This window comes from Lentibacillus songyuanensis (assembly GCF_039548255.1).
GTDB lineage: Bacteria > Bacillota > Bacilli > Bacillales > Amphibacillaceae > Lentibacillus_C > Lentibacillus_C songyuanensis.
The window spans coordinates 100,165-115,865 of the sequence record NZ_JBCLVH010000010.1; the positions used below are offsets into that span (position 1 = coordinate 100,165).

General features: G+C 38.9%; 10 protein-coding genes. 8 read left to right on the top strand and 2 right to left on the bottom strand.

Going from position 1 to position 15,701, the window contains the following annotated elements:
• Positions 1-121: 121 nt before the first annotated feature.
• Entirely contained in the window at positions 122-1,432 is a 1,311-nt protein-coding gene (gene gabT, locus WMZ97_RS11830; protein ID WP_405027687.1) for a 4-aminobutyrate--2-oxoglutarate transaminase, read from the bottom strand.
• Positions 1,433-1,529: 97 nt separating this feature from the next.
• Here gabT and gabR point away from each other — a divergent pair, with 97 nt between their 5' ends.
• Entirely contained in the window at positions 1,530-2,939 is a 1,410-nt protein-coding gene (gene gabR / locus WMZ97_RS11835) for a MocR-like transcriptional regulator GabR (RefSeq protein WP_343272294.1), read from the top strand.
• Positions 2,940-3,039: 100 nt separating this feature from the next.
• On the opposite strand, the gene WMZ97_RS11840 is transcribed toward gabR, so the two are convergent.
• Complete coding sequence (locus tag WMZ97_RS11840) at positions 3,040-4,410, bottom strand: sigma-54 interaction domain-containing protein (protein WP_343272295.1); 1,371 nt, start codon at positions 4,408-4,410, stop codon at positions 3,040-3,042.
• Between the two features lie 399 nt (positions 4,411-4,809).
• Between WMZ97_RS11840 and WMZ97_RS11845 the strand changes: the two genes are divergently transcribed.
• The 7 genes from WMZ97_RS11845 to WMZ97_RS11875 all read left to right on the top strand — a co-directional run bounded on the left by WMZ97_RS11845 (position 4,810) and on the right by WMZ97_RS11875 (position 15,653).
• Positions 4,810-6,453, top strand: coding sequence for an amidohydrolase (locus WMZ97_RS11845; RefSeq protein ID WP_343272296.1), 1,644 nt, complete (start codon positions 4,810-4,812; stop codon positions 6,451-6,453).
• Between the two features lie 201 nt (positions 6,454-6,654).
• On the top strand, positions 6,655-8,235 hold the full coding sequence (locus WMZ97_RS11850) for a zinc-binding metallopeptidase family protein (protein WP_343272297.1): 1,581 nt from the start codon (positions 6,655-6,657) through the stop codon (positions 8,233-8,235).
• Positions 8,236-8,261: 26 nt separating this feature from the next.
• Positions 8,262-9,812, top strand: coding sequence for a BCCT family transporter (locus WMZ97_RS11855; protein ID WP_343272298.1), 1,551 nt, complete (start codon positions 8,262-8,264; stop codon positions 9,810-9,812).
• A 169-nt stretch (positions 9,813-9,981) separates the two neighbouring features.
• Positions 9,982-11,379 carry a sigma-54 interaction domain-containing protein gene (locus WMZ97_RS11860; RefSeq protein WP_343272322.1) on the top strand — a complete coding sequence of 466 codons (1,398 nt, stop codon included), beginning with the start codon at positions 9,982-9,984 and terminating at the stop codon, positions 11,377-11,379.
• Between the two features lie 142 nt (positions 11,380-11,521).
• Positions 11,522-12,490, top strand: coding sequence for an agmatinase (gene speB, locus WMZ97_RS11865; protein WP_343272299.1), 969 nt, complete (start codon positions 11,522-11,524; stop codon positions 12,488-12,490).
• 83 nt (positions 12,491-12,573) lie between these two features.
• Positions 12,574-14,043, top strand: a complete 1,470-nt coding sequence (locus WMZ97_RS11870) for an aldehyde dehydrogenase family protein (RefSeq protein WP_343272300.1) — start codon at positions 12,574-12,576, stop codon at positions 14,041-14,043.
• Between the two features lie 128 nt (positions 14,044-14,171).
• Positions 14,172-15,653, top strand: a complete 1,482-nt coding sequence (locus tag WMZ97_RS11875) for a M81 family metallopeptidase (RefSeq protein ID WP_343272301.1) — start codon at positions 14,172-14,174, stop codon at positions 15,651-15,653.
• Positions 15,654-15,701: the final 48 nt, after the last annotated feature.

The window sequence follows — 15,701 nt, forward strand, 5'->3', positions numbered from 1 at the left end:
CAATTTTGTTAGATGCTAAAGGAATAGGGTTCAGCAGATAACATATTTTCACAAAAATTCTTATTGTTCATTCTTCCTTTAAGACCGCCCGATAGTTAAAAATACCCGTTTGGCACCAGTTTTAATCAAATGCCTTTTCCAACATATCCAGTCCTTTTGTTAGTTCTTCATCTGTGATGACTAACGGTGCTAAAAAGCGGATCACATTGCCTTTAATTCCAGCAGAAAGTAGCAATAAGCCGTTATCGTTCGCGTTCATGACAATTTCGGCTGTCTTTTGTTTGTTCGGCTGTTTGGTTGTAGTATCGATAACCAATTCAGCAGCAACCATAGATCCCAAACGACGTATTTCTCCGATATAGTCATGTTGCTCTTTCAAGGATAGTAATTTATGTTCTATTTTTTGGCCAATCATTTCCGATTTTTGTGATAAGTTTTCCTCTTCCATGATATCGATGACAGCTAATGCAGCGGCACAAGCAACCGGACTACCTGCGTAGGTGCCCCCTAATTCACCTGGACCTGCAGCATTTAGAATCTCTGTCTTACCAACAACGCCGCTTAATGGCAGACCAGCCGCCAATGATTTGGATACAGTAATAAGGTCAGGTACGACATCAAAATGTTCCATAGCAAATAACTTTCCAGTCCGTCCAAAGCCTGTCTGAATTTCATCGCCGACAAAGACAATCCCATGCTCATGGCAAAAGTTACTTACAAATTGTACGAATTTTTTCGGTGGAATAACAAAGCCCCCTTCCCCCTGAACAGGCTCCATCACGATACAAGCAACTGTTTCAGGCGCTACTGTTGCAAGAAAGAAGTCTTTAAATTCCTCGATTTTTTGGTCCACATAAGCATCCTCAGTCATGGTATCAGGCTTATGGTATGTGTATGGATATGGAGCTTGATAAACTTCAGGGGCAAATGGTCCAAAGCCAAATTTATACGGTTTCACTTTACTTGTCATACTCATGGTCATATTGGTCCGGCCATGGAATCCTCTTGTAAATGAAACAACAGCTTGTCTGCCTGTATAGCGGCGGGCTGCTTTTACCGCGTTCTCCACTGCTTCAGCCCCTGAATTTAATAGGATAGCTTGTTTATCAAATGTTCCAGGGGTGATCTCGCATAACTTTTCTGCCAGTTGAATATAGCCTTCGTACATCATGACATTAAAACCTGGATGCAGGAATCGATCGACTTGCTGTTTAACCGCTTCCGTGACTTTTGGATGGGTATGGCCGACGTTTAGCGTTCCGATGGCTCCGGCAAAATCGATCCATTTCCTTCCTTCGATATCGGTTACCGTTGCACCGCTTGCATGTGCTGCAATGTTCAAATTCCCATTGCTTACACCGCGTGGGATGTATTTTTGACGCTTGGCTTGTAACTCTTCGGTTGTTGCTACTGTTGTGGTCATCGTAATCACTCCTTATTCTAATATAGTGATAAGTATGACAACAATCTGGTATAATGAAAAGTACCAGTTATTAATTTTATTGGGCACCAGATTAGGAGGATGGCTAATGTTGATTACGCTTAATAAAATAGACGACAGGAAAAATTTATATAAACAAATTTATCTGCGTATAAAAGGACAGGTTTTGGAAGGCAGATTACAAGCACATGAAAAGCTCCCATCAAAACGGCAGTTAGCTGAACAACTAAATGTTAGTGTGAATACAGTGACAAGCGCCTATGAGCAGCTGCTTGCGGAGGGATACATTTATACAAAAGAAAGAAAAGGCTATTATGTAGAAAATATTACCCCGTTTATCCAAAAAGGCAAGCGGCATGAACAGTCGTTACCGGAGGATTTAAAAGAGCAGCATTTCACAGGGGAAGGGTGGCTTTCCTTATCGCATATGACATCCGATATAGCTATGTTTCCCTTTCATGAATGGATGAAATGCCAGCAAAAAGCACTGATGAATCATAAATATGAATTATCCGAGGTCAGCCATTATCAGGGACCATATCTGGTGCGGCAAAGTATCGCCCGTTTAATTGCTATGTCACGCGGGGTGGTTTGTAAGCCGGAGCAAATTGTTATCGGGGCAGGCACCCAGTTGTTAATTCGCAATTTAATGGATCTAAATGAAAAAGGGACAGTTGTTGCGATGGAGGACCCTGGATATTCGCGGTTCTATACGCTGCTTGCAGATATGGGATTTGATGTACATACGCTTGCAATCGACGATAAAGGAATTGCAATGAATGAAGTCGAAGCGACCGATATTAATTACTTATTTGTCACCCCATCACACCAGTTCCCAACTGGCAAAATCATGCCTATCGCAAGGAGGGTTGAATTATTAAATTGGTCTATCAAAAAAACCGACCGTTATATTATTGAAGACGATTATGATAGTGAATTCAAATATGAGACGGATAACATTCCATCGTTGCAAAGTTTAGACCAAAATCAGCGTATCATTTACACAGGTACGTTTTCCAAAACAATGCTACCTGGATTGCGGATCAGCTACATGGTTTTGCCGCCAGATATATTGAGGAAATACCGGGAAAAATATCGGTATTTTATGCAGAGCAGTAATGTTCTATCGTTATATACCTTATATTATTTTATTGAGACAGGAGGATATGCACGCCATCTTAAACGGATGACGCACCATTATGAATCGAAACGTAAGGAATTGATCGCTCATATCTGCCGGCGATTTGGGAAGCGGGTTGTTATAGAAGATATTCCGGCCGGCTTGCATTTTTTGGCATGGTTTAAAACGAGAAAAACATATGAGCAAGTGGAAAAAGCAGCGAAGCAAGAAAAGCTGGAAATTTATACGATGCGACGGTTTATGTTGACGAAGCGGTATGAAACTGCAGGTATGGTTGAATTGGTGTTGGGGTTTGCTAGTATTGGGGAAGAGGAGATATCGGAGGCGGTGGAGAGGCTGGGAAGGGTTTTGGAATAAAAATAATCGTTTTATGATTTAATACGAAAGTCCAAGCATGTTTATACAAAGAGGCGTCCCCAATAATAGGGCGCCTTCACATTCAATGTTAAATAGGTTATTAAATCATACCTTTATATTTTTGAAGCTTTCTAACAATAGTCGGTTGACTTACTCCTAATAACCTGGCCATTTCTGTGGTACTGTTACACCTCACATGAGCATCACGAAGGATCCGTATTTCTGTATCTGCCATAATTTCAGGAAGTGTTCTTTTTGTTCCAACCATCGAAACAGGAAAACCGGAAGTAGCAATTTCTTGAGGGAGGTGCTCTTGCGTAATGATTTCTTCATCTATCGTTAAGATTAGTCTTTCAATGATATTTGCAAGCTCTCTTACATTTCCAGGCCAGGAATAGTTGAGTAAACAATCAATTGCTTCATGCGATAGTTCTTTTTCCTGATTATAAAGTTGATTGAACTTCTTTATAAGATCCATAATCATAGCAATCAAATCCTCTTTACGTTCACGTAAGGGCGGGATTGCAAGATGAATCACAGAAAGCCGAAAATATAAATCTTCTCTAAATTTTCCTTGCTCTATCATTTCTTCTATATTAATGTTGGTTGCGGTTACCAGACGAAAATTTACTGTTTTTGAAGTAGTGTCTCCGATTGTATAAAATTGTTTTTCCTGAATGAGTGTTAGCAGCTTAGCCTGTAAAGTGTAGGGTAATTCACCTATTTCGTCTAAGAATAAGGTGCCTTCCTCTGCTTCTTCAACTAAACCTTTCTTACCTTTAGGATTTGCCCCTGTGAAAGCGCCGGGTTTATATCCAAATAGTTCTGATTCAAGCAAGGATTCAGGTATACTTCCACAATCGATTTTTACTAACTTTCCTTTTCTTTCACTTTTATTATGCAGGTATTCAGCTAGTAAGCTTTTTCCAACCCCTGATTCTCCAGTAAATAAAACAGTTGCCTCTGTTTTTGCCACTCTGTCAAGGGAAGTAATGATATTCTTCATTTTCTCACTTCTCGCCACAATTCCAAAAGTGATATCCTTGGCATTTTGAAGTTGGTATAATTCCTGCTTAATACTTTTTAGTTCTCCCTCTACTTTTTTTACATATGCTTTTAACTTGTCCATTTCTGTTATATCCTGTGCATAACACACGATTAATTTGACATCTTGGTTACGATCGTAAATGAAATTTCCAGTGGCTAGTAACTTTTGTCCGGTCTGCGTTTCCTGAATCAGTGTTTGTTTCTTACCTGTTTCAATGACTTTTTTTGCTAAGGAAGGATAAAATACTTTCTCTTTTTCTAGTTCTATTACTGATCTCCCAATTAGTTCTGCTTTTTTTAATCCAAACCAATATTCACATGAATCATTAGTATAGACTATATTCCCTTCTGGATTGGTAATAACGACACCCGTATATATTGTATTAATGATTTCTTCCCAGTCCCACAATTCATTTGGTTTCATGCGTAGCCTCCATGGTTCGAGTAATAAATTTCAAAAATAATTATGGAAAATCATCCCGTATATGGCCTATTACATAGAATTGTAGCACAAGTAATAACCTTATACAATATTGTATAAGGTTATACCGATTCGTATAAGGTCTTCATAAACCGGTTTCTGTCACATGAAATACATTAAATTAGTAACTTTTTAGCTATAAAATAGATTGTGTAGAAGCTTATATAATTTACATTAGGATTAATCTTGAATATTACAGGCTATACAAACTTGTATAACTTATATAACAGTTATTATTACAACCTGCCCTCATGATAAGAATGGCTCAAGTTGGCATATAAATTGCAAATAATAAAATGAATAATCGTTATTATTAATATTCAACACAAGGGAGAGACAGATATGGTAAACAAATCGTTATTATTTTATGGAGGCTCTATCTTAACAATGGGAAAAAAAGAAGGGGTAGAGGCTGTTGCTGTAAGGGAGAATAAAGTTGTATGTACCGGCTCACTAGAGGAGTGTAACAGAAAATTACAGGGTGATGAAGTTAAAAAAGTTGATCTAGGGGGACGTTGCCTTATACCTGGGTTTATTGACCCGCATGCCCATCTTATGATGTTAGGAATGTGTCATACATGGATTGATCTCAGCTATCCAACGGTAAAAAATATGGATGATTTAGTCAATCAACTTTCTAAACATAAAGAAATACTAAAGCCTGAAGGGATCATTCGTGGATTCGGTTTTGACCAGCGGAATTTGGAAGAGAAACGTTATCCTACTGCAGATGACCTTGATAGAGTAAGTAAGAATCATTCTGTGCAAATTATGCATGTAAGCGGTCATTCAAATGTAGTTAATCATTTTTTACTTAATCAATTGGGAATTGACGAACATACAGAAGATCCTGTTGCCGGTGTTGTTGGAAAAGATGAAAATGGGATACCTAATGGGCAGTTATTCGATAGTGCCAATGACTTTTTTGCAAAGAAATCAGGAGTCGTTATTGGTAATCATGGGCCAAATATTCATATGCCTGATACTCCTATCGGCTTACAAACGCTGGTTAAGGTTGGACAGGAGCAATGCATTTCTGCTGGCATCACCACGATTAACGATCCACAAGTTACCAAACAAGAAATGGAATCATTTGAAACCGCCAAAGCAAATGGAAACCTTAAATTACGCGTTGTCATGTCGTTTTTATCTACGTATTTGGATGAGTTAATAAAACTTGGGCTTCGTTCGGGATTTGGAGATGAGAAATTATCAATTGGATCTATAAAATTATATGCGGATGGTTCATTAAATTCGGGAACAGCATACTTATCATCCGGATATTCTGATAGCAAGCGTAAACAAGGATATCTTTATCATGAACCAGATGAATTTAAAGATATTTTCGTAAAGGCACATTTACAAGGATTTCAGACAATTACGCATGCTCAAGGTGACGGAGCAATTCAATTGGTTATTGATGGTGCAAGGGCATCACAAGAGCTATCACCGGACAGTGATCGTCGTCATCGAATCGAGCATTGTGGTTTACCTGCTGTTTCACAAGTTGATGACATTGCTGAATTGGGTATTTGGCCTGTACCTCAGCCACAACATGTTTATCAGTTTGGAGAAGGTGTTGTGCGTGCAGTAGGTGAGTATGGTGAAAATTATTCTCCATATGGCTGGTTTAAGGAGAAAAATATTCCTATTGTATTGTCTTCGGATACGCCTGTTGCTCCACCAAATCCTTTGTTGGCCATTTATGCTGCTGTTACGCGTTCAACATTGCAAGGTAACATTGTTGGGGCAGAGCATAAAATTTCGCTTACAGAGGCTTTACAAGGATATACAATAGAAGCTGCAAAGGCGATACACCGTGAACATTTAATTGGATCCATTGAAGAGGGTAAGTTAGCGGATTTTGCCATTTTAACTGACAATCCTTATGACATACCAATGGATCATTTTAAAGATATTGAGGTTTGTGAAACTTGGGTTGGAGGCGAACAAATCTTTTCTAACATGGGTTCGCTCATTGTTTGAATTTGAATGGAAATAACCCACACTAAATAGGATCGAAGTCTATTTGTGAACATAATTTTGGCGGACACGATTTATGCTCTAAGTTGACAAAGGTGATATTGGTTTATGAATCAATGTATCATGTCTGTCAGACTTCATAAGATCTGTTGTTATAACTTCTAAATTATGGATTAAAGGTTACTAGAAGGGAGAATTTGGTTTATGGCCTCTCAAGAAAAACAAATGGTGATGAATTGGGTAACAGACAACGAGAAGAAACTGTCAGACTGGAATCAAGTCATTTGGAATTATGGTGAGACAGCATGGAGAGAATATAAGTCTTCTGCATGGTATATCAACCGATTAAAAGAGGAAGGATTTGTAGTAGAAGAAGGAAGCGGCGGAATGCCAACTGCATTTTGTGCCACCTGGGATAATGGAAATGGACCAGTAATTGGAGGGTATGCGGAATATGATGCCGTCCCCGGCAATTGTCAAGCGGCGGAAACCGTTGAGCGGCCACGGGACGGACTTAGCAAATATGCGGGTGGGCACACGGATCCACATTCCGCATTAGGCATTGGATCATTTGGAGGCTTTTTAGCTGCGAAAGCAACCATGGAGCAAAATAATATAAAAGGGAAACTAAAATTTTTTGGGGAACCTGCTGAAAAATTAAGGGGTTCGAAACCTATTCATGCTGCTAAGGGTTACTATAATGATCTAGATGCAGCTATAAGTTTCCATCCTTTTTACATGTTACCTTTATGCAATACAACACGTTTGGATACGCATTGTGCGGTTGGATATTCAGTAATGTATACGTTTACCTGTGATGAGCCAGAGACATGGTTATCGTCAGGAGGGGATTCGCCTATTCCAGCTTCGCATGCAACAGCCCGGGCTCCAGGAGCAACGGATGCGGTTGTGAATATGTACAGTTTGTCCAAGATGTATAGGGAGCATATGCTGTCATATAACATGGGCTGGTCTGTCAATGAAACCATTTTAAATACAGGTCAAGCAACTGCAGACAATATTCCAGGACAAATGGCCCAAATCTATTATTTTATCCGTGTCCCTACTATTGAGATGGCCGAAAAAGTGGTTCAGGTTCTTGATCAAAATGCTGAAAGTGCTGCAAAATCAGCTCATTGTAATTGGAAACGAGATTGGATCACAAAGTCACGTACTGGACTTGAAAATCATGCCATGGCAGAAGCAACCTATCAGAATTTAGAAATTGCGGGAGCGCCTAAATTTAATGGGGATGCTATAAAAATTGCACAAGAGATCCAAGCAAATCTTGGCTTTGAACCGATGGACAAACCATTTTTGGAAGAGATTGAAACATTGATATCGCCGGAAGAAGCGGAAAGAAAAATGCGGGAAATGTTACCGTCATGGCAACGTCATTTTACATCAGATGACTATACCGAATATTGTTGGCATGCTCCAACTGTCAGGTTGTATATTGGGCGACCGGCGCTAAAATCGCCTGAATCGGGCTATGCTTACCCGGCATGGGTTATGAATGCATTGGGGGGAATAAGAGAATGCATTGATCCGATGATTATAAGCGCCTCCAAAACAGTTGGGATGACGATTATTGATTTGTTAACACAGCCTGGATTATTAAAACAGGCGAAAGATGAGTTCGTGGAACGTACTGGAGGTGGTATAGGTGGAGAGGAATGGGTTCCGCCGCTATGTGATTATGAGCCTCCAATTCATTATCGGTGGCCGGAATATGTAACGACGGAAAGAGGAGAAAATCAGTGGGTGATCCCCACCATTAAATAGTGAGCATAAATGAAAGGAGATTTTTAATGAGAAGAAATATAGTAGTAATAGGTTCACTTATTGTGGTTGCAGTATTTGTGAGCTTCGGTATACTAGCCCCAGAAACGATGGGGCAAATCTCCGAATACATTCTTTATACGTTTATTAGTGACAATTTTGGATGGTATTACATGTTGGTAGCTTTTCTCTTTGTGATAATCTGTTTATATGTTGCTTTTTCAAAATACGGAAGAATTCGCTTAGGTAAGGATGACGATAGACCAGAATTTAGCACATTTTCTTGGATTGCTATGTTATATAGCTCAGGTCTGGCGATTAGTCTATTCTTCTGGGGAGTTGCTGAACCAGTTCTAATGTATCTCGAGCCTCCTTTTGGTGAAGGGGGGACAGTGGAATCCGCGAAAGTCGCAATGCAATATACTTTCTTTCATTGGGGCTTACACAGTTGGGGAACATATGCAATTATTGGATTAATGATGGCGTATTTTCAATATAGAAAGGGCACCCCGCCGTTAATTAATCATACGTTAAAACCATTGTTGGGTGAGCGGGCATTTGGACCGCTTGGTAAAGTTATCAATATTATTGCTATATTTGCCGTCATCAGTGGTATAACGACTTCCTTAGGGTTGGGAGTTAAGCAAATGGGGGCAGGTTTTGAATACGTTTGGAATATAGATAACACACCTATTAATCAAATTATTTTAATCCTTCTATTAACGATTTTGTTTATTATTTCTGCCAGTACTGGCATAGAACGGGGAATAAAATGGTTGTCCAATATTAATATCGTACTTGCTTTAGCAATTATGGTGTTGATCTTTGTATTGGGACCGACTAGGCACATTCTAGAAATTATCGTAAATACAACCGGTAACTACGTAAAGAACTTTGTTGGTATGAGTTTTCATCTTGAGCCATTTCTTAATGATTACACATGGCAAGCGGGTTGGGATTTCTTTTATTGGGGCTGGGCAATCAGTTTTGGTGTATTTGTGGGGATTTTCATTGCAAGAATTTCCAAAGGACGAACTATAAAAGAATTTATTTTTGGTGCAGTGCTTATTCCTTCAATAGCAACGATGATCTGGTATTCAACTCTCGGTGGAAGTGCACTATACAACGTTATTAATTTACAAAATACAGAGTTAGCAAATCGAATTTTAGCAAATATGGATACCGCTTTGTTCTACTTTTTAGAGCTTTTCCCTATTAGCCCTATTCTTATTGGTATGACAATCATTTCTTTAATCATCTTCTTTGTAACATCAGCCGACTCTACAGTTTATGTGTTAGGAATGTATAGTGAAGAAACGATAGCTCCATCAAATAGAAGTAAAATATTGTGGGGGGTCGTTATTGCCGGGGTTGCGATTGCATTACTTTTAAGTGGTGGATTAGTTCCGTTGCAAACTGTTTCTGCTGTTGCAGGTTTACCATTTTCTTTAGTCATTATAGCTATGAGCATTTCGTTTTTTAAATCGTTGAGGGCCGAGAAAGATATAGTGCGTTCATCACCATTAAAAACGGAGGAAAAAAAGCAAGAATTGAGTAATGAGATATCTAAAAGTTCATAAAATAGTAAGTTAATAGAGGGGTTCTCTTTATTTCTTGAAAATAGTCATATGACTTAAAGAAATTTAGAAGAACCTTTTTTTGTGGAATTTTTATACGTTCTGCCAAATAAACTGTTAAAATTGCTACAAGGTAAATAAAAAATAGGAAGGTGATAAGCTAATGTCAAATATGAAACTTCTAAAAATTGAATTAGACGGAATCTTAGATGCATCCAATGATAATATTGTGGTAACTGATGGGGAGGGGAACGTGTTACGGGTAAGTGCAAATTGCCTGAGTATTTATGGGAAGACCAAGGAAGATTTAACTGGTAAGACAGTCTTCCAATTGGAAGAGGAACATATTTTTTATCCATCTGTAACAGCAAAAGTATTGCATACGAAAAAAGAAGTACAGGTAATGCAGAAAACACCGACGAATAAAGTTGTGATGGCAACGGGGATTCCGCTTACAGACAATGATGGGGATATTGTCAGGATCATCAGCTTTTCCCACGATTTGACAGAAATTCAGCAGTTAAGGGAAGATTATGAGCAACTGCAGCTTAAAATGTTGCGGTATGAATCGGAAATCGAGGAGTTAAGAGAGAACAAAGCGGATGAAGTAGTGATTAAAAGTAAAACCATGCAGGACATTTATCATATGGTACAGCGGGTTGCGGCATCCGATGCTACTGCTGTGTTACTAGGTGAATCGGGCGTTGGAAAAAATGTCATTGCGCATATGTTACATGATTATAGTCAGCGAAAGAATGAATCATTTATAGAAGTAAATTGTGGTGCGATTCCGGAAACGTTATTCGAATCTGAAATTTTTGGTTATGAGCCTGGCGCTTTTACAGGCGCTGATAAAAATGGGAAACCGGGTATGATTGAGCTTGCGGACCGAGGTACACTGTTTCTTGATGAAATTGGTGAACTGCCATTAGCCATTCAAGTAAAACTTTTAAAGGTTTTGCAGGAAAAGAGAATTACCAGAATTGGTGGCTCGATAGGAAAGAATGTTGATTTTCGTCTGATTGCAGCAACTAACCAGGACTTGGAAGTAATGATAGCTCAAGGTAAGTTTAGGAGAGATTTGTTCTATCGTTTGAATGTTATACCAATTACGGTTCCCCCTTTACGAGAAAGAAAAGAGGATGTCTATCAATTAATCCAACACTATTTATCCGTCTTTAACCATAAATATAAAACGAATAAAGTGCTTCATCCAGCGGCAATTAATAACTTACAAAATTATGATTGGCCCGGTAATGTGCGCGAACTAGAAAATTTAATCGAACGGTTAGTTATAACATCGATGTCAAACATAATTTATCCGTCCGACCTTCCATTTGTTGAAGAAACTGACAACATAGGGACAGGGTTACCAACAGAAGAGTGGACCACAGAGGCTTTTGAACGAAAAGGTTTGACAATGCAGGAAGCGTTACGAGAAGTAGAAAAAAACTGGTTGAAGCGGGCATATCGTCAATATAAAACAACGTATGAAATGGCAAAGTTCCTTGGTTTGAGCCAGTCCACAGTCGTTCGCCGGTTAAAAGAATACCAAATCAATTCAAAATGAATCGATTGATTCATTTTGAATTGATAATTTGTTAGTTGAGTCAAAATTGAATTAAATGAACACGTTGAATCCGCTTAATTTGCGGGACTAAAAAGTGGCATGGATTTTGCAATAATAAAAGTATTCGAAGGAGGGAATTTTTATGTACCAACCAAAAGATTCGTCAAAATCGCCACGCTACACCGGTCCGCGTACATTTATGCGATTGGAATATTTACCGACAACAGAAGATGTGGATTTTGCTGTCATAGGTGTACCATTTGATACTGCAGCTTCCAATCGTACTGGTCAACGCTATGGTCCACAACATATCCGAGATTTTTCTGTTTTACTTCGTCCTTATAACCCTGATCAGGATATTAATATTTTTGATTATTGTTCAGGGGTTGATTACGGCGATATTGATATTATTCCTGGAAATATTCATCGGACATATGACAATATCGTTCATGCACTTGAACCAATTTTGGATAAAGAAATTATTCCCGTCATGATGGGTGGGGATCATTCGATTACATTAGGGCATTTGCGGGCATTCGCCAAGAAATATGGACCGATCGCATTAGTCCATTTTGATTCACATAGTGACACCTGGGACAATTATTTTGGTGAAAAATATGTCCATGGAACGCCTTTTCGCCGGGCGGTTGAAGAAGGATTAATCGATGTGGACCATTCCATTCAGGTTGGAATGCGCGGTCCGCTTTATGGCCCAGAAGATATGCAGGACGCTAGAGACCTTGGTTATGAAGTTATTCCAATGAAAGAAGTTAGAGAAATTGGTTATGACAAAGTGATGGAGCGAATTCATGCCCGCGCTGGCGACCGTCCGGTATTTGTTACCTATGATATCGATTTCCTTGACCCTGCATATGCACCAGGAACAGGGACCCCAGAAGTTGGCGGACCGACAAGTTATGAAGCATTGGAATATGTCCGTGGCTTGGATGGACTTAATATCAAAGGTTTTGATTTGGTGGAAGTATTACCAAGTTATGATAGTGGAGAAATTACCGCTGTTGCAGCATCTTCCGTTATTTTTGAGATGATTACATTGATAGCCATGAAGAAACGTACTGAGCAGTATGAAAAAGTAGATGTGATAAGGTAAGGGCTCTGACTATTGAGGGGTGCTTTATCCGATATTATCAGAATGTTTATATTATATAATCTCTAAATGGAAATAAGGAGAATATGATGATTAATAAAAAACAGTTATTTATAAACGGGCAGTGGATAAATGGAGAAGGCGAAAAAAGAACGATTATAAATCCAGCAAATGAAAGAAAAATTATAGACATTTCTGAGGCAACGGCTAAACAAGCGGAACAGGCAGCTGCAGCTGCGAGAACAGCATTTGACGAAACAGACTGGTGGATAAATAGAAAGAAACGTATCCAGGTCCTATACCGGGTTGCAGATTTATTAGGTGAAAATGTTAATGAAATGGCTAAAATCGAAACACAAAACACCGGCAAACCAATTAGGGAATCCAAAATGGATATGGAGGATTCGATAAACTGTCTTCGATATTATGCGAAACTTATAGAATCGGAAACATATCGGAAAATGGATATGGAAGATGGCTCGGTGAGTACGATAATATATGAACCAATTGGAGTTTGCTCGCTCATTTTACCTTGGAATTTTCCACTATTACTTGGGATGTGGAAAATTGCTCCAGCTTTAGCGGCAGGGAACACGGTTATTTTTAAACCGTCGGAAGTAACACCATTGTCGATGATTCAATTTACTGCGTTGCTCCAGGAAGCTGGCGTACCGGAAGGAGTATTTAATTTAGTTTTGGGAGATGGAGAAACCGTAGGAAAGTCTCTGATTTCTAATCAAAACATTGATAAGGTTTCATTTACAGGGGGAGTGCAAACCGGTAGAAATATTAATGAAGCCTGTGCAAGATCGTTCAAGCGTATCTCACTTGAGTTGGGCGGAAAGTCTGCGATGATAATTTTGGAAGAGGCAGACATTAATAAAGCTGTTGAATGGATTATGTTTGGCGGGTTTTTTAATCAAGGTGAAGTTTGTGTAGCCTCTTCAAGAGTGTTAATTCATGAATCCCTATATCAAAAAGTCATCGATCGTTTGAGGGAATCAATAGGCAAAATTAGGATTGGAGATCCAAGGCTGGAGACAACGGAGATGGGTCCAATTATTAATAAAAGCCATTTAGAAAAGGTGAAAAGTTACTTATCTGTGGGGGTTAGAGAAGGGGCTACCTTAATCGGAGGAGAAGAGATAGAAGGTTTAGGATATTATATTCAACCTGCGATTTTTGTCGATGTTCACCAAGAAATGACAGTTGTTCAGGAAGAAATATTCGGCCCGGTTATAACTGTACAATCTTTTAAGGACGATAAGGAAGCGGTTAATTTAGCTAATGGAACACAGTATGGTTTAGCGGCAGGGGTAATTGGTGATGTAGACCACGCTTCAGCAATTGCGGCAAAAATTAAAGCGGGTACAATTTGGATCAATAATTATCATATTCCTTATGTGGAAGCGCCGTGGGGAGGATATAAACAGAGTGGAATAGGAAGAGAGCTTGGCCCCCAGGGATTGGATTCTTTTAAGGAGATAAAGCACATTAATCACATTACTCAGCTTCTTAAACTAGGTTGGTACCAATTCCAAGATAAAGATAGTTAGGTTGTTTACAATCTTGACAAAAAAGGGAGTGATAATCTTAAGGTTAAGGTGAGCCCCATAATATTAATTATAGATTATAGATTTATAGTAATTACATTTTTAATAAATGATAAAGGAGAAATAAAAAAATGAGAGTTGCAATGGGTAGCTTTTGGCATGAAACAAGTAGCTTTAGTAGTGAATATACATCGTTGGAAGACTTCTGGGTGCTGGATAAGAAGGACACGATGGTGAAAAAACAAAGAGGGATACGAACGTGTTCGGGCAATATCGGCGGATTTGTTGATTATGGAGAACAAAAGGAATGGGATATTGTGCCACTGATTGCTGCTGGTGCCATACCTTCGGGACCAATAAGAAAGGATGCTTATGAATTTATTAAAAATGAAATAATTAACAATTTAAGAGATAAAAAGTTGGATGGAGTACTACTGCATTTGCATGGTGCAGCAGTGGTTGAGGGTTATGAAGATTGCGAAGGTGATTTGCTGACCGCTGTTAGAAATGAAGTAGGAGATGAAATGCCTCTTTTAGTGGTACTGGATCCACATGGTAATATTTCTGATGTAACTGCGAAGAAAGCAGATGCTATATTTGCATATAATACGCAGCCACATCAAGACTCTTATGAAAGGGAGCAAGAAGCGTGTCAGCTTCTAGAGAAAGTTGTATTTGATAAAGTTAAGCCTGTTTGCGTAAGAATGCAGCCACCAATACTTCTACCAGCTCTACGTACGAATACAGATAATGGTCCAATGAAAGCTCTGATGGATAGAGCATATGAATGGGAAGCAAATGAAAACGTTATAAATGTTTCACCTTTTGCTGGATTCTATGGCTCCGATAAAAAAGAAGCAGGTGCATCATGTATTGTTGTGACCAATGATGATAAAGCTTTGGCAGAAAAAATAGCAAAGGACATGGTGGAATACATGTGGGAGATTAAAGAACAATTTTTCATAGATATGCCGCCAGTAGAAACTGCTATAGAGAATGCTATGAAGAAGGGAGGTTTATGGGCATTTGTTGATGAATGTGATGATCCTTGTGGTGCTGGGCCAGGAGATGGAACTTATTTATTACGGGCAATTTTAGATGCGAAAGTGCCTTCTGGGGGAGTTTCCACAATGCATGATCCTCATGTTATAGAAAGTGCTTTTACTGTTGGTACTGGAGGCGTTGTAAAAGGAAAATTAGGTGCTTGGATAGATGAACATCATGGCGAGCCAATCGAAATAAATGCAAAAGTGATCAAGTTAACCGATGAAAGTTTACCTTTTGCATATTATGGAGGTCCTCCTCAAGATGTTGGCAGAATAGCAGTGTTAGATCAAAATGGAATTTTAATCGTAGTAACAGAACGTAAAGCGGATACTGAAAATTTTAATGTATTTGAATGGTTGGGTATCGATGTAAGAGACTTAAATATCATTGTACTGAAAGGATTGGGACATGCGTATAAAAAAGCTTTTAAAGATCTGCCAAAGGGATATATTACCCCGGCAAGCATAGGAATTACAAATCCGGATGTAAGAAAGATTGGGAAATTCAAGCATATCAGAAGACCGGTTTATCCGCTTGATGAGAATGTTGAACTAAGATACAAATAACGATTGACTAGTATAAATGATTAGGATTTTAAATGCAGAGAGGGGGCA